Here is a 20,730-nt window from a genome sequence, read left to right as displayed (position 1 = left end):
GTAAGGGTTTTCATAAACCATTTAAAAAGTATAGGTATTATTTAATAAAGTATAGTTTTTTCTCCTTATCCTTTGTTTTTTCGTATTTTTCCTTTACTTCTTCTGGAATTTTAATCGTAATCCTTGTCCCCTCATTCTCCTTACTTTCAAGTTCGAACTCAAATTGATTGCCGTAATATAGCTTCAATCGATAAAAGACATTTTTAATACCTACATTTTCACCTATATCTTCTTCTTTTTCTAAGGATGACAACAATTGATTTCTTTTATCAATAGACATACCGGCACCATTGTCCATAACCATACATGTTAACAAACCATTATTAAGAGAAATATTTATCGTTATTTTCCCATCTTCAGCTAATGGCTCAATGCCATGGATACTTGCATTTTCAATAAATGGTAAGAATGACATATTAGGGATCATACAATTCATAGCTGCTTCATCGAGGTTAATCTTGTAATCTAATTTGTCACCAAATCTGTATTTCTGTATTTCTAAAAAACTATTAATAAGTTTTACCTCAGCTTGTACGGTAACCATATCTTTTCCCCATGTCAGTGAATTACGAAAGATTTTCGCCATATTGTGGATGATTTTAGCCGTTTCCATTTCTTGTTTAATGACACTCCTCATTCTTATCGTCTCAAGTGCATTAAATAAAAAATGGGGATTAATTTGACTTTGCAGTGCACTAAGCTGTGCACGGTTACGTTTAATTTCCAAGTCCTTTTTTTGAATATTAGCCAAGAATACATCTTGAATTAAATCTTTGATCTTTTTGCTCATCCGATTGTATTCAATCGTTAACTGGCCAATTTCGTCATTAAATTCCTGACCATGTATGATTTCAAAATCCTGATTTTTCATCCTTTTGACATGCTTTAAGACACGGTGCAGTCTCATCAAGAAGGAGCGTGCAATGATAATAATAATGACAGTAGGGAGTAATAAATTGATACATGCTAAGAGAATAATAAAACGTCCAGAATCATAGACCGTTTCAAGCATCGTTTTTTCCGAAATAGCCCCAACTACCTTCCAGTTATCTAAATATGTACGATCTTTTATATTTGTATTAATTGTAACGGTACTGTCTGGATAACTTATTTGGTTATATTTCAAAGGTTTATCTAACCAATTTAGTCCCTTTTTTGTGGAATATTCAATTTCGCCCTTATCATTAAGAAGGTATAGATCTCCTTTAAATGTTACATTTTCAAAGATTTGTTTAATGTTTGCAGGATTGATTTCAATCCTTACTATTTTTTCCATATTATTAAAATTAAAATAGTCAAGCTTTCGGATGACGGCAAATGTTCTTAAATTAACACCAGCTGGAGAATGAACGATAATCGGACCTGTATTTCTATCCAAAGACACCTGTTTATACCATTCCAATTGTTCTATTTCCTTTGTTATTAAATAAACCCCTCCAGAGTAAATCATTGTTGGATTTTCTGTAAAGAATCGTATTGAATTAATGGAGGGGTTGATGGGGCTTGATTGGTTAAACGTTCTGATATAGATGTTATAGTCATCAATATAATCAATATCACTTTTAAAATCCTTTTCAAGAAATGAATTAATATTGCTATTCGTATAAAGAGAGGAAGATATTCCTACCGCATCGTCGACAATTCTCCCAAAGTTATTGGTTATCTGCTGCAAGGCTAACTTTGAATCTTGCATTTGCTGTTTTTTTACATTTTCAATCGTCATATTATAAAAAATGATATTTGTTAAAACGATGGGAATGAAAACAGCAAAAAAATACATGATTAATAATTTTTTACTTAATTTAACGTTATGAAAGTTTAATTTATCCAGCCTCATTTATAATCACACTTTTCTTTTAAGATGATTCCGATACTCAGATGGTGTAATGTTTTCAAGCTTCCCAAAAATAGTTACAAAATAGTCGGTATTATTAAAACCAACACACTCTGCAATTTCATAGATTCTATTTTCTGATTGACGAAGAAGTCTTTTCGCTTCGGTGATTCTAATTTGCAATAAATAATCCTTAAAATAGATTCCATATGTTTTCTTAAACAATTGACCTAAATAAACTGGATTCATATAAAACTTTGCTGCAATCGATTTTAAACTTATATTCTCATGGTAATTTGAGTCAATATATTGTTTAATTTTATAAACTTCACTTTGTGTAGAAAACCTTCTTAATTCAGTAATTTCTTTTTTACTCTCTAATATAAAATGAATGAGAAGTTCTTTTAATTGAACTAACGTGACATTAAACTCCTGAATCTTGAGCATTGTTTGGAAAGAATCCAATTGTGATGGGTCCCCTTCCAATTTTTTGATAAACTTTAAAACAGAATGAACAATTCGATTTATCGACGAAAGAATCGCGGACCTAGCCATACTTTTCTTGTGAAATTCTTCAAATATAGAATCGATAATATCCCTAATGGAATCTGATGATTCTTCTACTATCTTCTCCAATACCAAGTGGTAGAACGAATCATCTAGTTCTGTATAATGGAGTGACTTCACATTAATATCACTACTAAAAATTATCCCATCCTTTTGCAGGTATTTGAATTGTAAACCTCTTTGAGCAGTTTCATAGGATTCCTTTAAAATTCGAAGATCAGGGACTGAAGAACCAACATAAAATGTTACCTCTTCCGAAATTTGATGGGATAGCTCTTCTTTTACCCAATGTACAAATCTACCGATTTTCATTTGAAATCTATTTAAGTAATTGGCAGTGATGAGAACACCAAAGCTTCCCTGCTCTAAATCTTGTACCCAAACTTTTTCCTTCAGGTCACAAATATCACGAATTACTTTGGCTATTTTCTCGCCAACATTTTTGTATATAGCAACGTTTTTCTCATATGTATTATTTATTAGTCCATTTACCTCAATAATAATGTAGTAAAACTCCTTTGGATTTCCTAATGTTGGTAAATAATTAGTAACTTCCTTTTCATCTGCTTTACCAAATATCAGCTTATGCATTATTTCCTTGTATTTAATTTCTCTATTCTTTTCTTGAATCGTTTTCTGTTTATTTAATGATTTAGAGAGTACTGTTAATGTTTGCTCCATTTCATCTTTATCGATAGGTTTGAGTATAAAATCATGTACACCATACTTAAGTGCCGTTTGCGCATATTTAAAGTCACTATATCCACTAATAATAATAAATTTGGGTTGGATTTCTTCTTCTTGTGATACAATTTTTATCAGCCCAAGTCCATCTAGAATTGGCATACGAATATCTATTACTACCAAATCTGGCTTGACATCACGTATAACCGTTAAGGCCTGTTGACCGTTTGAAGCCTCTTCTACAACTTCAAATCCACATTCTTGCCAATCAATTAAACTTCTTAGTCCTTTTCGAACATAGATTTCGTCATCAACTAGTATAACTTTGTACATTTCCAATCCTCCCCTTTTTATAATCGCTAGTGGAATGAACAGAATCCATTTACAATAAAGCGGTTACATTCTTTTTTGGAAAAATCAATTGATTTTTGTATATTTTGGAAGACCCCTCAATCCTAAAATTTGAGGGGTCTCTTTGTTTACATTTTTATGGCTTCCAAATTTTATAATTGCCGCTTAATGCCAATAGGCTGAAAAAGTATAAGCAGTTATCGTAATACCTTCTAACACCTGTTCTTACTGGTGTATTCCAAAATAATTCAACCCACTTTAACCGATCTTGTCCATCGGCTGCAAGGGAGGCAAAAGCATTCGTTGCAAGCAGCCCAACAGGATGCAGGGATTTTTCCTCAAATGGTTCACCTGAAATCGTGTAGCGGCGATAATCGGCAGGGTCCTTATCCGAGAAGAAGGCTTGAAGTTTATTTGCCTCACCTATTTCCCACTCATCCCCTCTAAACCATTCATAATCTAAACCAATATTTGCTGCCACTCGATAAGCATCACTAAAGAAATGACCATAACCTTTTTCATTGTTCGGTGTACCATCATAATAAGCATATTCTGGAGCTAGACCTGTTTCAGGATGACAAGAAATTTTTAAGTAGTCCCTGCTTGCTGACGCTGCTTCCTTCCAGAACTGACGATCCTCTTCATATGCCCACAAAGCAAACAATTCATAGAAATGAGGCAAATGATAGGATGGGTCAGAGAACTCACAATCTGGTATAAACTTGATTAATTTATGTTCTTTATTCCACATTGGAAATCCAATGCCATTTTCACCTTTGTGAAGACAAGTTCGAAGAAGATCTTTTGCCTGCTCACTGTAATTAAATGGGGCTGCACCATCCCCCCAACGATGCGATGCAAAAAACAAAGCCATTGCAAAAAATTCTTCTCCATCCGGTGCCGGACCAAAAGAATTCTTTGTACCATCCTGGGCACAAGACCATGCAAAGTAGCCAGCGTTTTCCCCACTTGTCATATACATGTATTTCATCGTCCATTTCCACAAGCGGTCAAAGACATCTTTATTATCCATTTGCACAGCCATCATCATTCCATAGGACATGCCCTCAGTCCGCACATCTAGGTTTCCAGTATCGAGCATGTATCCCATATCATCACCTGCTGGATAGTAGATTCTGGTATCCTCATCCCCATTAAATAACTCATTCCAATTTTGCTGAATTCTTTTTGCGATTTCATCGTCTGTTTTGCCAATTTCTTTAAATAGATTACGATATTGCCCAGTATAAAAAGAACCATTTTTCATTTCCACTTGCTTTGACATATTACCCCTCCAATTAATTTAGAAGTGATTGAACGGACATCAAGTCCGAATTAAGTTGGTGTTACTAATAACAATCGTTAATATATAAAATGTGCTGGCAGTGACAAAACTTCCAGCACATTTTATTTGTGAATATCTATTAATAAGTACTTTTACATATTAACAGACCATGTTAACGCTTACAGATATTCCATTATATTTTTAGATGTTTTTATATAAGTGCCCTTCTTTTCTATTATTATAGCTTCAGTAACTTAGTTTGTCTATCGGACAAACTAAGATTTTTAGAAAAAATTATCTATTATGAACATTTGAACACCTTACTTTTGAGAGCTAAGATTTTGTTGTTTCTTTTCTACTCTACGAAAACTTATTGCTGCTCCCCACATTATGACAACACCTATTAAACTCAAACTAAAGAACGGAAGTAGCCCTGGTATAGCTGAGAAAATATAACCTATTATTGCTATCAAAATTAATAAGAGAATCGTGATATCCATATTTAAAATCGCAATAATAAAGGAATTCTTCACGTACTGAAAAACCGTCTGATCATAATGAACGTAAACCGGAAATAGATAAACGAGGGTAATGAAATAAAAGCTAGTGATGAGTAGTAAGGGAATTGTTAATGTATATTGGAGCATTCCCCCAGCATTCATAATAAATTTAAAATCATAATACAAAAACAGGCCAAAAATAACTAAAATCACACCAAGCTTATTAACTCTTAAAAACTCACTTTTGTAGATTTGGAAAAAGGTTTGAAAGATTGGCAGTTCACTTTCTTTATTAACCAGCCATTTTCGTACAATGGAGAATAATGAAACGGTAGCAGGCAAAACTCCAAAAACAATGAGGCCTCCTATGGAGAAGAGTATCCATAAAAGATTAATATAAGCTAATTTCATAATCCATTCACAACCAATATATAGCTTCCCGAACGCCATATTGTTCTGCATTTTTGTTGACACCTCGTTAGTGTGTATTTTTATTAATAGTTTCTATTATAAATGCTTATACGTCAATATAGTAAATATTCAGAAATCATATTTACTTTCTTAAGTATCATCTTTAGTTTTTACGGTTCAATGTTTTGGGTTCCAAGCTAGAATGATAGAAAGAGAGGAGGAAACTTTTATTTTGTAAGCGCTTCACCTATTATACCACTATCTTTTATGGGGGAATGCAGAAAATGAGGGAAAGGTTTAAAAGATTCATTTCATTACTTCTTGTTGCACTCTTAATAATTCCGACAAGCTGGATACCTAAGGCTGCAGAAGCAGAAACGAACACTGATATTCCAGTACTACTGTATCATCGAGTGGTTGAAAATCCTTCCAACGAATGGACGGATACCAGCATTGTACAGTTCCAACAGACCTTGAAATATCTTCATGACAATGGTTACAACACTTTGTCTGCAGAACAATATGTGAGCATCATGGAAGGAAAGGAAAACGCTCCTGAGGATCCAATTCTATTAACCTTTGACGATGGAACTCCTGACTTCATTACCAATGCTCTTCCAGTATTAAAGCAATATAACATGAAAGCCGTCCTGTTTATAGTAAGTGACTGGATTGACGGCGATTTCAGCATGTCACAAGAACAGCTGGAAAGTTTAGCGAAAGAACCATCTTTAAGTCTCGAAAATCATACGAAAACACATGACGGAGCTATTTGGGGAACTAATGGCGGTGTACGAAGTTCTATAACGGTAGAACAAGCTGCGGACCAAATTAACTCGGCAAATACTTATCTTAAAAGCATTACAGGTAAAGACCCCGTCCTAATGGCATACCCTTATGGCAGCTATAATGATAGTACAAAGCAAGTAAACCAAGAAAGTGGGATTAAGTACGCATTTAAAGTGGGATACCCTAATGAGGATAATTATGCTATGGGTCGTCACTATGTAACAACTCAAAGTGTGGCTCAAATTGCCCAAATGATTGGCGGCCCTGTTCCGGAACCAACTCCGGATCCAGGAACCCAGACTGAAACAGTTTATCACGAAACCTTCGCTAGTGGTAAAGGTGTTGCAGTACAAGCGGGCAATGCACAATTGGAAGCAGTTTCTGATGTTGTTTTTGCTGGCAATGAAGACGGAAAAGTTATCTCTGTAAGTGGAAGAACAAATAACTGGGACGGTGTTGATATCCCATTCAGCAGCGTCGGTCTGGAAAACGGCAAAACTTATAATATTACTGTAACTGGTTTTGTTGGTGCTAGTGAGAATGTTCCTGCAGGTGCACAAGCTTTACTTCAGAATGTTGACAGCTATAATGGCTTGTATGCAGCTGCAGATTTTGCAGCCGGACAAACATTTACTCTAACGGGTAAGTATACCGTTGATACGAGCAAAGATAGAGCACTTCGTATTCAATCTAACGATGCAGGGGCAACGGTTCCCTTCTACATCGGAGATATCCTGATTACAACGGAGAAAACAACAACTGAACCAGTAGCAGATAGAGAGGTCTACCATGAGACATTTGATAGTGGCACAGGTGTTGCAGCTCCTGCGGGTAATGTGCAATTAAATCCGGTCTCTGGAAAGACTTTTGAAGGTAATGATGACGGAAAAGCTATCCATGTAGACGGAAGAACAAGCAATTGGAATGGTGTTGATATCCCATTCAGCAGCGTCAAAATGGAAAACGGCAAATCCTATACAATTACTGTCAGAGGTTATATTGATGAAGGTGTGACTGTTCCTGCAGGCGCACAAGCCTTACTTCAAAATGTTGACAGCTACAATGGCTTATATGTAGCTGCAGATTATGTTGCAGGGCAAGCGTTTACTTTAACAGGTCAGTATACTGTTGATACGAGCAAAGATAGAGCACTTCGTATTCAATCTAACGATGCAGGGGCAGCGGTTCCCTTCTACATTGGAGATATCCTAATCACTGAAAAGGCACCTACTGGCGGCGGTGAAGAGCCAGAGGACCCAAGACCACCTGCCCAAGCCTTCACACCGATTACGTTTGAAGATCAAACAACAGGAGGTTTCGAAGGCAGAGCTGGTACTGAAACGCTGACTGTAACCAATGAAGCGAATCATACCGTGGGCGGCTCCTATGCTTTAAAAGTTGAAAACAGGTCAAATACTTGGCATGGTCCTGCTTTAAGAGTAGAAAAATATGTTGACAAAGGTGCGGAATATAAAATTTCTGTCTGGGTCAAGTTGATTTCACCCGAAACTTCACAGCTTCAGCTTTCCACACAGGTTGGCGACGGCGGCAGCGCTAGTTACAATAACCTTCAAGGAAAGACAGTCAGCACCGAAGACGGCTGGGTTCAGTTCGAGGGAACTTACCGTTATAGCAGTGTAGGGGATGAATTTTTGAGCATTTATGTGGAAAGCTCGAATAACAGTACAGCGTCCTTTTATATTGATGATATTACTTTTGAACCTACTGGTTCGGGACCTATTGAAGTTCAAGAATTGCCACCTATCAAAGATATTTATCAAAATGATTTCTTGATTGGAAACGCTGTTTCAGCTTCTGATTTTGAAGGCAATAGACTTAAGCTGCTCAACATGCACCATAATGTTGTGTCAGCAGAGAATGCAATGAAGCCAGATCAAGCGTATAATGCGGAAAAACAATTTGACTTTACTGATGAGAATGCGCTTGTCGACAAAGCTTTGGCTCAGGGATTGAAGATGCATGGACACGTACTCGTATGGCATCAACAGACACCTGAATGGTTGTTTACTGCTGATAACGGTGCCCCATTGAGCCGTGATGCAGCACTAGCAAATTTAAGGACCCATGTTAAAACAGTCGTAGAAAATTTCGGTGACAAGGTAATTTCATGGGATGTGGTTAACGAAGCGATAATCGATAACCCTCCGAACCCAACGGATTGGAAAGCATCACTGCGTCAATCTGGATGGTACAAAGCCATTGGACCAGACTTCGTAGAGCAGGCTTTCCTTGCAGCGAAAGAGGTACTCGACGAAAAAGGCCTCGATATAAAGCTTTATTACAATGATTACAACGATGATAATCAAAACAAATCTGAAGCCATTTATCAGATGGTGAAAGAAATCAATGCGAAGTATGCATCAGTTAATAATGGGAAGCTTCTCATCGACGGCATTGGCATGCAGGCACACTATAATAAAAACACCAACCCGGAAAATGTAAGACTCTCCTTGGAGAAGTTTATTTCCTTGGGTGTAGAAGTAAGTGTGACTGAACTTGACATTACAGCAGGAACCAATAACGTACTAACCGAGCAGGAATCGATTGCCCAAGGTTATTTATACGCACAATTGTTTAATATTTACAAAGAATACTCAGAGCACATCGCTCGAGTGACATTCTGGGGACTGAACGATGCAACAAGCTGGAGAGCTGCCCAAAGTCCGTTATTGTTTGATAAAGACTTACAAGCAAAACCAGCCTACTATGCTGTGATTGATCCAGACAAATTTATATCAGAGCATGATCCTGAGGAGCACGAGGTTAATCAAGGAACAGCGATGTTCGGCACACCTGTAATTGATGGAACTGTAGATGATGTTTGGGGCAGCGCAACGGAACTGCCGATTAATCGCTACCAGATGGCATGGCAGGGAGCAAATGGAATTTCCAAGGTTCTCTGGGACAATGAAAACCTATATGTTTTGATTCAGGTTAGCGATTCGCAGCTTGACAAATCAAGCGCAAATCCTTGGGAGCAGGATTCAATCGAGGTCTTCGTGGACGAGAACAATGCAAAGACATCCTTCTACGAAGATGGAGACGGACAATATAGAGTAAACTTTGACAATGAGACTTCCTTCAATCCTATAAGCATTGCAGAAGGATTTGAATCTAAGACCCATGTATCCGGTAATGGGTACACAGTGGAACTGAAGATTCCGTTAAAAACAATTACTCCAGTAAACAGCACAAAGATTGGTTTTGATGTCCAGATTAATGATGGTCAAGACGGTGCCCGTCAAAGCGCTGCAACATGGAATGACACGACTGGCCTAGGATATCAGGATACATCAGTATTCGGTGAACTGACGCTGGTAAAATCAGAGGATTCAGAACCGGAAAAGCCGGGCAAACCTGGTAAACCTGATAAACCTGAAAAGCCGGTGAAACCTACAAAACCAGAGAAACCATCAAAACCAGAGAAACCATCAAAACCAGAGAAGCCTGTCAAACCAGAGAAATCTGTAAAACCTTAAACAACAACACCAGACATAAAGCTTGAAATACAATCCTGCTAAAATTTAATTTTTAACTAGCAAGAAAATATGGATTCTACTGGAACTATTTTGTTCAATAATAATAGTAGAAATGCATACAAAGATTCAATGGAGAAGAGACTGATGAGGCTATCAGTCTCTTCTTTCACTTCTACCATCAGCAGGACATTTATTGATTTCCCCCATCCAAAAAAAAATAGCTTCCCTATCTCCTAATTCATCCCCATTTTCATCCGGATTGTTAACGAACTCACCAAATTATAAAGTCAGGTCCCTTTACTAGAAGATCATGATTGTTTATTATGTAACAGATTAGTTTTATATTATACTAGTTATATAATGTTTGAGGATAATAGTGAACAATAGAAAATTTATAGAATACTGGTAGATAACGAAAGCAAAGCTTCGGAAGAAGCTAGTAATCTTCTAAAACGAGAGGAAATCCCACCATGAACAAAAGATTGTTTAAATTGTTACTATTTCTATTTGCTATAGGTATTAGTACTATTTTAATATTTAGAGAAAAAGAAACCAAACCTTCTAAAGCAACAGGCATAAAACAAGGTCAGAATGTGCCTTTACCAACTGAGCTCCATCCTATCGTAAAGGAACGGAGCGAGCAATTAGTCCAACAAGCAGCAAGAAAAGGAATTGTCGTCATAATCACTGACGGTTTTCGCAGTGTGGACGAGCAGAACACCATTTATGAACAAGGACGTACGGCAGAGGGCAATATTGTCACGCATGCAAAAGGTGGAGAATCCTATCATAATTATGGGCTTGCGATTGATTTTGCACTTGAAACTCCTTCAGGAGATGTCATTTGGGATCGTCAATATGATCGTAATCAAAATGGTAAATCAGACTGGGCCGAGGTGGTGAAAATGGCAAAGGCACTAGGATTTGAATGGGGCGGAGATTGGAAAGATTTCAAAGATTATCCACATTTCCAAATGGATTTTGGACTGACAATTGCGGATTTGCAGAATGGGCAAAGACCCGAATGATCTAGGGGATGGTTCTCCCGGCTTTTTTGGCCATGAGAAGCAGCCCCTTTGTTTTGTGTAGACTCTAGGATATCCTTATTAATTGCGATATAATAACTATTAAGGAGATGATAAAAATGGCCATTAGAAGAGAAGATGTTTATAAATTAATAGACAGAGTGCCTGATGAAAAATTATCAGACTTAGTAAAATTAATTAAACTTCTAGCAATACCCGAAGAAGAAGCAACAGTGGATGAAATAAGAGCTATTAAGGAGGCAAGAAACGATTATAACAATGGTGAAAGCCATTCTTACTCAATTGACGAACTACGTAAGGAATTTTTAGAAAATGAGTAGATACAGACTTGAACTTTCAAAAAGCTCAAAAAAATTTCTTGATAAAAGTGATAGAATAACAAGAGAACGTATTATTAATGTTATTCACGCATTATCTGAAAATCCATATCTTATCCTGGGATTATAAAGCTTACTGGCTACGAGGATACCTTTAGAGTGAGAATTGGAAAATACAGGTTAATTTATCAAGTTATAGATGAATCACTTTTGATTTTTATTCAAGACATTGACAGCCGAGGTGATGTATACAAGCAACTATAACATATTAATTAGTCCTTCATCTTAAAAACCCCCTATTATCGTGTTTCGTTGTTTCTCCTTGTTACAGAGAAAAAATCTGTTCCCCCATTCAAATTAAAATTATCAACTATACAATTTCCAGTTATTTTTCTTCAAAACCAAGGGGTTGATTCTTCCGGCCTTTTGGACCAGCAGGACACGTCAGAGACCGGTGATAAAGTCGTTACTTTGAGCAATGATCATGAAATTTCATAAATATATAATAAATAAAAGAAGGCAGTTATCTACCTATATTAGATAATTACCTTCTTTTATTTCAAATTGGACTTTTTTAGTGATTTAAAACCGTACCCAGGGTGTTTTATTTGTGGTCGATAATTGCCCAATAGGCTGGTTTTACATTGTATTCCGGATCAAATACAAACGGTGCATCTTTTCCTGCTCCTCTTTCTACTTTTGATGTTTCTCTATCTAATACAACATTTCCGTTTTCATCATAGTAAACATCTGCACGGTCATTTAACCATGTATGGTTATCGGCAATTCCCCAGAATGTCACATTACTGATTTTATCGCCCAATTTCTCATATAGCTTAAATAAACGATCATAACGGTCTGCTTGATCGATGAATTTCTGTTCTGGTATAGATTCATAAGTAGGATACGCCCTTACTGGCCAGCCATACATGCTGACATCAAGCTCAGTAATTTGGTTATCTAAGCCAAGATCAGCAAACATGTTAATTGTATCTTCAATTTCTTTTTCAGATGGCCAGCCGATTTGAATGTGGCCCTGATGCCCAACACCATCAATTGGAACGCCTTGCTCTTTTAAACTTTTTACTAGGTTGTAAAGGTATGTTCTTTTTGGTGTTACTTCTGTATTGTAATCATTGATATAAAGCTTAGCGTCTGGAGCAGCATATTGTCTGGCTGTCTCGAAAGCGACTTTAATATAGTCCGTTCCGGTAATTAGGAACCATGGAGATTGACGTAAACCTTCAGGATGTCCACCCCATTCGTCGATTACTTCATTGACAACGTCCCAAGATTTTATATCATCACTATAACGTGATACAACTGCTTGAACATGATTTTGTAATCGGCTTAATAAAAGTTCCTTGTTTTCCTCAAGATTTTCCGGATCAGCCACCACTTGTTTTCCATTTTGCCAAGTAACCATTGAGTTACCATTCTCATCTTTGAAGAACCAATCTGGTACTTGGCTATGCCAGACAAGGGTATGACCGCGCATGTCCATTCCATTTTCTTTCGCAAACTTAACAAGTTTATCTGCCGGCTCCCAGTTAAATTGTCCTTCTACTGGCTGTAAACTGCTAGGCTTCATGACATTCTCTGCTACGATGCTATTAAAATGTCGCTTTAACATTTGTGAGTCTTTTGCATTTAACAATTGATTAGGCTCCACAGCTGCACCAATAGTGAAAGAATCTTTATATCTTTGGTCCAATTGTGGTGCGGTTATTCCACTAATACTTGGTTTATTTGAGATATTTGTTTCAGCACTAACTGTCGTTCCTACAGGTATTAATAAGGCTAAAGCTAATCCAGAAAGGATAGGTTTACGTAAAACTTTTAGCATGTTTTAATCTCCTTTTTAATAAAAGTTTTTTTTGGAAGGGCTTACTAAAATCTCAGAATTAAAACTGTGTTAAGGTTGACAAATAATAAAATGGTAATTTTGCATGTTAAAAGGATTCATGTTATGTAATTACTCCGTACTCAACCTCCTTCTAAAATCCATTGTTGTGAAATGTGTTCAAGAACTTTCTGACTCTTCTGTGTTTATTCTAAATAAATTAACATTGTTTAAACACCCAACAAACTAAAGATTATACTTTTATTACTAAAGGTGATTAGGTACATAAATTAGATGTGGAAGCAAAACAAAACAGGCATCATTTAATGAAAATGATGCCTGCACCTGTTCTTCCCTATCATGGTATAGTGGTCAATGAATGCTTCCCTTAATTTCCGCAATTAAAAATCAACCCTTATTACGGTAAATGAGAGCTCCCCTTATTAGAAATTGAAACTCTCTTAGTATATTAGACGGAGATACTAATCTTGCTGCGCCATCAAGTATTTATCGACTTCGCTAGCGACTTCCCTTCCTTCATTAATCGCCCAAACGATAAGGCTTTGACCTCTTCTTGCATCGCCTGCAGCGAACACTCCCTCAACATTTGTTTTAAATTCACCGTATTTCGCAGCCACTTTTTGGTTGAATGCCTTCACGCCAAATTGGCTTAATAGAGGCTGTTCCGTACCTTCAAATCCGATTGCGATAAATACAAACTGAGCTGGCCATACTTTTTCAGTGCCTGGGATTTCTTTAAAATAATAACGTCCTGCTTCATCTTTTAGTTTCTCCATTTGGATGGTGTGAAGCTCTTTAAGATTCCCATTCTCATCGGCGACGATTTTCTTTGTTTGAATGGAGTATTGACGTGGATCTTCCCCAAATTTCCTTTCTGCTTCTTTATAAGCATAATCCATTGTAAAAACGTTTGGATAAGCCGGCCACAAATTATCTGCTGTACGTGCACCAGGTAACTGCGGATGTTTGCCAAACTGAACGACACTCTTGGCTTTTTGACGAAGAGCTGTCGCTACACAGTCGGCACCTGTATCCCCGCCACCGATAACGATAACATCTTTATCCTCTACATTGATAAATTGACCATCCTCAAAGTTTGAATCTAATAGACTCTTTGTCGCAAGAGTTAAATAATCCATCGCAAAGTGAATGCCCCTTGCTTCACGGCCTTCAATCATTAAATCACGCTGCCTCTGTGCACCTGTACAAAGAATAACGGAATCGAATTGTGCTTTAAGTTCTGCAGCTGTGATATCTTTACCCACTTCTGTATTCGTAACAAAGTTAATGCCTTCCTGAGCTAATAAACGAATTCGGCGTTCTACTACTTCTTTTTCAAGCTTCATATTTGGAATTCCATACATCAGCAAACCACCCGGACGGTCGGCACGCTCAAAAACAGTGACAGAGTGACCTGCTTGATTAAGCTGATCTGCCGCTGCCAAACCAGCAGGGCCGGAACCGATAATCGCCACTTTCTTTCCAGTCCGTAACCTTGGTATCCTTGGTGTAATCCATCCGTTTTCGAAGCCTTTATCGATAATGGCCTGTTCAATATTCTTGATTGCAACCGCTGGGTCAGAAATGGCTAACGTACATGAACCTTCACACGGTGCCGGACACACCCTGCCTGTAAACTCTGGAAAATTGTTTGTTTTCAGCAGTCGATCCAGTGCTTCTTTCCAACGGCCTCGATAGACTAGATCATTCCACTCCGGGATTAAATTGTGAATCGGGCAGCCTGATGTTGCTCCTTGAATCTCCATTCCGGTATGACAGAAGGGAATGGAACAATCCATGCACCGCGCCCCCTGTATACGTAACTTTTCATCAGAAAAGGGAACTGCATACTCTTTCCAATCATTTAAGCGTGTCAGCGGATTTCTTTCTCCCACTTTTTCGCGGGAATATTCGATAAATCCAGTTGCTTTCCCCATTGTTCCTCTCCCCTTTCTTAGCGGTTTGCAGCTTCCTGCTGTTTAGATGGTTTTGGTTTTGCAGAGGAATTCGCTAAAAAGGCGCTCATCACTGCTTCTTCTTCCGATAATCCTGCTAGTTTTTGCTCTTCTATTAAATGAATCATCCGTTTGTAATCCTTCGGAATGACTTTGACAAATTTTCTCACACACTTTTTCCAGTTTTCTAGAACACAGCTAGCCTTTACACTTTGTGTGTAACGGAAATGATTTTCGATTAACTGTTTTAGCTCATCCTGGTCGGCAGCAGTTGATACTGATTCAAATGCAATTAATTCTGAATTACATAAATGCTTAAATGCATCCTTGTCTTCAGCTAAAACGTAGGCGATTCCTCCAGACATTCCAGCTGCAAAGTTTTTGCCAACATCACCTAAAATAACTACGCGTCCGCCTGTCATATATTCACAGCCATGATCGCCAACACCTTCAACCACAACATTTACACCGCTGTTACGAACAGCAAAACGTTCACCGGCACGTCCGTTAATATACGCCTCGCCGCTCGTCGCCCCGATAAAGGCCACATTACCCGCAATAACATTTTCGGCAGAAGCGAACTTGGTATGCTCATCTGCTCTAACGATAATCTTACCGCCAGAAAGACCTTTCCCCACATAATCGTTTGCGTCCCCGGTAAGCTCTAGAGTCATTCCTTTTGGTATAAAGGCGCCAAAGCTTTGCCCAGCAGAACCGGTAAACCGTAAGGTAATGCTATCCTCTGGAAGACCATCCTCACCGTAGCGTTTGGAAATTTCACTTCCAACGATGGTTCCCGCCACGCGGTTAATGTTCGAAATCGGGAAGCTTACATCTACAGGTGTCCCCTGCTCTATAGCTGGTTGAACAGCCGGAAGAATTTCTTTGATATCAAGTGATTCGTCTATTTTATGATTTTGCGGAGTTTTGAAGGTTCTTTGTCCTTCAGGCTTATAAAGTAACGATGTTAAATCTAAATGCTGTGCCTTCCAATGTTTCTTCGCCCTCTCACTCACTGTTAAAACATCTACGGAGCCGACCATTTCCTCCATAGTTTTAAATCCAAGCTCAGCCATAAGCTCACGCACTTCCTGTGCAATGAAACGCATAAAGTTCACGATATAATCTGCTTCACCGGTGAACTTCCTGCGAAGCTCAGGATTTTGAGTGGCAATTCCAACCGGACATGTATCCAAATGACAAACGCGCATCATAACACAGCCAAGAACAACCAGCGGTGCTGTCGCAAAGCCAAATTCCTCCGCCCCGAGCAAGGCCGCCATAACAACATCCTTACCAGTCATTAATTTTCCGTCTGTTTCAAGCACAACCCGGTCACGCAAACCATTCAGCATAAGTGTTTGGTGTGCCTCTGCTAATCCAAGCTCCCACGGCAATCCAGCATGCTGAATGCTTGTTTTTGGCGATGCACCCGTGCCGCCATCGTAACCACTGATGACAATCACATCAGCTACCGCTTTTGCTACACCAGCAGCAATCGTTCCGACACCGCCTTTTGAAACAAGCTTAACGCTGATACGGGCATCACGGTTGGCATTTTTCAAATCGTGAATTAGCTGCGCCAGATCCTCGATGGAGTAAATATCATGGTGCGGCGGCGGAGAAATTAAGCTGACTCCCGGCGTTGCACCTCGAACATCGGCAACCCATGGATATACTTTCGTACCCATCAATTGGCCGCCTTCACCAGGCTTTGCGCCTTGTGCCATTTTAATTTGCAGCTCCTCGGCATTCACAAGATAATGACTCTTTACACCAAAACGGCCTGACGCAACCTGTTTTATGGCGCTTCCTCTGTTGTCACCATTTTCATCGATTACAAAGCGGCTTGAATCTTCTCCGCCCTCACCGGAGTTGCTTTTTCCACCTAAACGGTTCATGGCAATGGCTAATGTTTCATGCGCTTCTTTACTGATGGAGCCAAATGACATCGCACCGGTTTTAAAGCGGCGCACGATCGAATCAACGGATTCTACTTCTTCAATACGTACAGCTGGCCTCGAACCATTAAAGGTAAATAAATTGCGTAAGAACCCAAGTCTTTCTTCATTTGCCTGTGTGGAGTATTTTTTAAACAATTCATAATCGCCTTTACGGCATGCCCATTGAAGGGTATGAATGGTTCCTGGATTAAAGGCATGGTGTTCCCCATCATGTCTCCATTGAAAGTTACTGCCTGAATCTAAAGACTTGTCAGTTGTTTTAGTAAAAGCTTCAGCATGACGCAGCTTCGCTTCCTGGGCGATAGTGTCTAACCCAATCCCTCCAAGCTGGGACACAGTTCCTGTAAAGTAGGTGTCGATAACATCAGAGCTGATTCCAACTGCTTCAAAAATCTGTGCACCACGGTAGCTTTGCACGGTTGAAATCCCCATTTTGGACATGACTTTTACAACGCCCTCAGTCATGGCATAGATATACTTCTTAACCGCTTCTTGATATGTGTATGGGATTGTTCCTTCCTCAATTGCTTGCTGATAGGCAGCGAATGCAAGATAAGGGTTAATACCATCAACACCATATCCGAGAAGTACCGCAAAGTGATGAACTTCCCTTACTTCCCCTGTTTCAACAATAATACTTGCCTTTGTTCTTAATCCTTCACGGATCAAGTGTTGATGAAGGGCGCTCGCTGCCAATAATGATGGTATAGCAACTCTTGTTTCATTCATATTTCGGTCAGACAGGATAATCAAGCTTGCACCGTCAGCAACGGCTTTGACTGCTTGAGTGCAAATTTCATTAAGCGTCTTTTCTAAATCCTCTGAGAACAGAATGTCGATCACATGGCTTTTAAATAATGCATTCGTCTTTAAATCCTCAATCTGGCTGTTGGTTAAAATTGGCGTCTTCAACTGAATCCGACGGCAATTTTCTGCTGTAGGATGAAGTAAATTCCCCTCTGCTCCTAAATAGGAAATGGTTGAAGTAACAATCGCTTCACGAATGGAGTCAATCGGCGGATTGGTTACTTGGGCAAATAATTGCTTAAAGTAGTTGAACAAGTTTTGCGGCCGGTCTGATAATACAGCAAGCGGCATATCATTCCCCATCGCCCCAAGCGGATCCTTGCCTTCAGTCACTGCTGGAAGGATATATTTTTGAATATCTTCATACGTATATCCAAAAGCTTTTTGAAGTGTTAGTAAATCAGCCGGGATCTCACCCTCAGCCTCTACTTTATCTTCCAATCGAACCAGCTGATCATTTAACCATTGCTGATACGGCTGTTCCTGAGCCAACTGTGACTTGATTTCCTCATCGGAAATAATTCTTCCCTCTTCTAAATCTATCAAGAGCATTTTTCCAGGACGAAGGCGCTCTTTGTACAGTACCTTTTCTGGCTCTACATCAATAACGCCAACCTCTGATGAAAAAATAATATAATCATCTTCTGTTACATAATAACGGGCGGGACGCAGGCCGTTCCGGTCCAAAATGGCACCAATTTGTTTCCCATCTGTAAATGAAATAGCCGAAGGTCCATCCCATGGTTCCATGAGTGAACTGTGATATTCATAAAAAGCCCGTTTTTCCTCTGTAATATGAGGATTATCTGACCATGGTTCAGGTACCAGCATCATCGCTGCATGTGCTGGCTTGCGGCCGGCTAGCACCAAGAATTCAAGCGCATTGTCTAGAATGGAGGAATCACTTCCATCTGTATCGAGGATTGGCAGTACTTTTTCCAAATCAGTTCCAAACACCTCTGACACAAATTGACTTTCCCGAGCCTTCATCCAATGAATGTTTCCTTGAAGTGTATTAATCTCGCCATTGTGAATTAAATAGCGGTTAGGATGTGCTCTTTCCCAGCTAGGAAATGTGTTGGTGCTAAAGCGTGAATGCACTATAGCAAACGCAGAGACAAAATTCTCATTCTGCAAATCCAAATAAAACTGATCTACTTGTTCAGGCGTTAACAGACCTTTGTAAACAATTGTCCTGCTAGAAAGACTAGCAAAGTAAAAACGATATTCTGATTCCTTTGCCCATTTTTCTGCTTGTTTCCTAATTACGTATAATTTTCGCTCAAACGCTAATGAATCCGTATTTTTTTCGTTATCAGCAACAAACAACTGGCGAATGACAGGACAGCTTTCCTGTGCGGTTACCCCTATTGGTTCAGGATTAACTGGGACTGTTCTCCAGCCAAGCACCGTTTGACCCTCTTGTTCGACCATTTTATTGATATAGTTTTCAATTTCTTCCCGTTCACAATCATCCTTAGAGAAAAACAGCATCCCCACACCGTATTTCCCTTTTTGTGGTAATATAATTTCTGGACATTCTCGACGGAAAAATTGATCCGGTATTTGAACCATAAGTCCTGCGCCATCTCCTGTCAGCGGGTCACTCCCCTGTCCGCCGCGATGATCCAATTGACAAAGCATCTTTAGTCCTTTTGCCACAATATCATGTGTAGCCATTCCCTTTATGTGAGCATACAAGCCGATACCACAAGCATCATGTTCAAATTCTGGACGGTAGAGACCTTGTGCTTTTGGTAGTTGATGATACGTCATATCCAATCTCTCCCTGTAAGTTAAATTGTCGAAATATTCATATCACCTATTTTAGGTTTTATAATTAATACAAACAATATATAATTTATATCAAATCAATCTAATTCTTGTATCAATGAAAGGTGGAATAGTATTGGAGCTTCGTCAATTACGCTATTTAATCGAAGTTGCTGAGCGGCAGCATGTTACAGAGGCAGCTGACAATCTTAACGTGGCACAATCAGCGGTCAGCTATCAAATTACCAAACTAGAAGAGGAGCTAGGGGTTAAGTTATTAGAAAGGGTCGGCAGGAACATTAAGATTACACAGGCTGGAAATATTTTTTTAGAATTTGCGATAAGCGCTTTAAAAACATTAGATGAAGGAAAGGAAAAAATAGAAGAATATCTCAATCCACTAGGAGGAACGCTTCATATCGGATATCCTTCCAGTCTCTCCATCTATTGGCTTCCAAATCTTATTTCGGCTTATAAGGAGATCGCACCCAATGTTAATTTCCATTTACGGCACGGCTCCTATGCCTACTTAATCAATGCAGTGAAAAACGGAGAAATCGATTTAGCCTTTCTCGGCCCTGTCCCCATGAAGGAACCAGATCTTGAGTCTAAGATTCTATTTATGGAAAATATCGTTGCCTTGCTTCCTGAACATCACCCCTTGGCTGATAGAAAAAGTCTCTATTTAAGTGACTTGCGACAAGATCGTTTCGTCTTATTTCCAGATGGGTATGTCCTTCGGAAGATTGCTGTAGATGCTTGCCATGAAGCTGGATTCAAGCCGAATATTGCGTCTGAAGGAGAGGATATGGATGCTTTAAAAGGGCTTGTTTCCGCTGGAATCGGCGTCAGCCTATTACCTGAGAGTACCTTCTATGACTCCGTTCCCCGGTTCACAGTAAAAGTGCCGATAGAAACACCAAAAGCCATGCGAACAGTTGGCGTTATTACTCCGAAAAATAGAGACATAGCACCATCCGAAAAGAACTTCTATCAATTCCTTATCCAATATTTCAGCAGATTGGAACAGTATAAACAATAAAGAAACCGCGGGGACGGTTCTGTACTGACCCCCAAAAGTTA

The 20,730-nt window shown here is 38.9% G+C and carries 12 protein-coding genes; 5 read left to right on the top strand and 7 right to left on the bottom strand.

The window, feature by feature from the left end:
* Positions 1-37: 37 nt before the first annotated feature.
* The 4 genes from H0184_RS14130 to H0184_RS14115 form a co-directional block, all read right to left on the bottom strand.
* On the bottom strand, positions 38-1,837 hold the full coding sequence (locus H0184_RS14130) for a sensor histidine kinase (protein ID WP_221826333.1): 1,800 nt from the start codon (positions 1,835-1,837) through the stop codon (positions 38-40).
* Between the two features lie 6 nt (positions 1,838-1,843).
* Positions 1,844-3,418, bottom strand: coding sequence for a response regulator transcription factor (locus H0184_RS14125; protein WP_221826331.1), 1,575 nt, complete (start codon positions 3,416-3,418; stop codon positions 1,844-1,846).
* Between the two features lie 154 nt (positions 3,419-3,572).
* The gene (locus H0184_RS14120; RefSeq protein WP_221826329.1) at positions 3,573-4,721 is read right to left on the bottom strand and encodes a glycosyl hydrolase family 8; all 1,149 of its coding nucleotides are present in this window, start codon (positions 4,719-4,721) and stop codon (positions 3,573-3,575) included.
* A 320-nt stretch (positions 4,722-5,041) separates the two neighbouring features.
* Complete coding sequence (locus H0184_RS14115; protein WP_221826327.1) at positions 5,042-5,683, bottom strand: YesL family protein; 642 nt, start codon at positions 5,681-5,683, stop codon at positions 5,042-5,044.
* A 233-nt stretch (positions 5,684-5,916) separates the two neighbouring features.
* Here H0184_RS14115 and H0184_RS14110 point away from each other — a divergent pair, with 233 nt between their 5' ends.
* The 4 genes from H0184_RS14110 to H0184_RS28095 all read left to right on the top strand — a co-directional run bounded on the left by H0184_RS14110 (position 5,917) and on the right by H0184_RS28095 (position 11,548).
* Positions 5,917-9,921: an endo-1,4-beta-xylanase gene (locus H0184_RS14110; protein ID WP_221826325.1), complete on the top strand. Its 4,005-nt coding sequence runs from the start codon at positions 5,917-5,919 to the stop codon at positions 9,919-9,921.
* Positions 9,922-10,391: 470 nt separating this feature from the next.
* Complete coding sequence (locus H0184_RS14105) at positions 10,392-10,949, top strand: M15 family metallopeptidase (RefSeq protein ID WP_221826323.1); 558 nt, start codon at positions 10,392-10,394, stop codon at positions 10,947-10,949.
* Positions 10,950-11,065: 116 nt separating this feature from the next.
* Positions 11,066-11,287, top strand: coding sequence for a hypothetical protein (locus H0184_RS14100; protein WP_221826321.1), 222 nt, complete (start codon positions 11,066-11,068; stop codon positions 11,285-11,287).
* Between the two features lie 105 nt (positions 11,288-11,392).
* Positions 11,393-11,548 (top strand): type II toxin-antitoxin system RelE/ParE family toxin, encoded by a 156-nt coding sequence (locus tag H0184_RS28095; RefSeq protein ID WP_396953598.1) that lies wholly within the window; start codon positions 11,393-11,395, stop codon positions 11,546-11,548.
* Between the two features lie 340 nt (positions 11,549-11,888).
* Here the strand turns inward: H0184_RS28095 and H0184_RS14090 are convergent, their stop codons facing one another.
* From H0184_RS14090 to gltB, 3 genes are all read right to left on the bottom strand, one after another.
* Complete coding sequence (locus tag H0184_RS14090; protein WP_221826318.1) at positions 11,889-13,130, bottom strand: endo-1,4-beta-xylanase; 1,242 nt, start codon at positions 13,128-13,130, stop codon at positions 11,889-11,891.
* Positions 13,131-13,609: 479 nt separating this feature from the next.
* A complete protein-coding gene (gene gltD / locus H0184_RS14085) occupies positions 13,610-15,085 on the bottom strand; it encodes a glutamate synthase small subunit (RefSeq protein WP_221826317.1) in 1,476 nt (491 codons plus the stop codon).
* Between the two features lie 17 nt (positions 15,086-15,102).
* Positions 15,103-19,650 carry a glutamate synthase large subunit gene (gltB, locus tag H0184_RS14080; RefSeq protein ID WP_221826315.1) on the bottom strand — a complete coding sequence of 1,516 codons (4,548 nt, stop codon included), beginning with the start codon at positions 19,648-19,650 and terminating at the stop codon, positions 15,103-15,105.
* Between the two features lie 133 nt (positions 19,651-19,783).
* Between gltB and H0184_RS14075 the strand changes: the two genes are divergently transcribed.
* On the top strand, positions 19,784-20,689 hold the full coding sequence (locus H0184_RS14075; RefSeq protein ID WP_221826313.1) for a LysR family transcriptional regulator: 906 nt from the start codon (positions 19,784-19,786) through the stop codon (positions 20,687-20,689).
* The last annotated feature ends 41 nt before the right edge of the window (positions 20,690-20,730 follow it).

The organism is Neobacillus niacini (genome assembly GCF_019749295.1).
GTDB classification, from domain to species: Bacteria; Bacillota; Bacilli; order Bacillales; family Cytobacillaceae; genus Neobacillus; species Neobacillus niacini_D.
Note: the sequence above shows the minus strand (reverse complement) of the source record. Positions and strands in the feature narration are given on the sequence as shown.

Bases quoted from the DNA above. Each gene is read 5' to 3' on its own strand.
- H0184_RS14130 (WP_221826333.1), bottom strand. From the start codon at position 1,837: ATGAGGCTGGATAAATTAAACTTTCATAACGTTAAATTAAGTAAAAAA.
- H0184_RS14125 (WP_221826331.1), bottom strand. From the start codon at position 3,418: ATGTACAAAGTTATACTAGTTGATGACGAAATCTATGTTCGAAAAGGA.
- H0184_RS14120 (WP_221826329.1), bottom strand. From the start codon at position 4,721: ATGTCAAAGCAAGTGGAAATGAAAAATGGTTCTTTTTATACTGGGCAA.
- H0184_RS14115 (WP_221826327.1), bottom strand. From the start codon at position 5,683: ATGCAGAACAATATGGCGTTCGGGAAGCTATATATTGGTTGTGAATGG.
- H0184_RS14110 (WP_221826325.1), top strand. From the start codon at position 5,917: ATGAGGGAAAGGTTTAAAAGATTCATTTCATTACTTCTTGTTGCACTC.
- H0184_RS14105 (WP_221826323.1), top strand. From the start codon at position 10,392: ATGAACAAAAGATTGTTTAAATTGTTACTATTTCTATTTGCTATAGGT.
- H0184_RS14100 (WP_221826321.1), top strand. From the start codon at position 11,066: ATGGCCATTAGAAGAGAAGATGTTTATAAATTAATAGACAGAGTGCCT.
- H0184_RS14090 (WP_221826318.1), bottom strand. From the start codon at position 13,130: ATGCTAAAAGTTTTACGTAAACCTATCCTTTCTGGATTAGCTTTAGCC.
- gltD (WP_221826317.1), bottom strand. From the start codon at position 15,085: ATGGGGAAAGCAACTGGATTTATCGAATATTCCCGCGAAAAAGTGGGA.
- gltB (WP_221826315.1), bottom strand. From the start codon at position 19,650: ATGACGTATCATCAACTACCAAAAGCACAAGGTCTCTACCGTCCAGAA.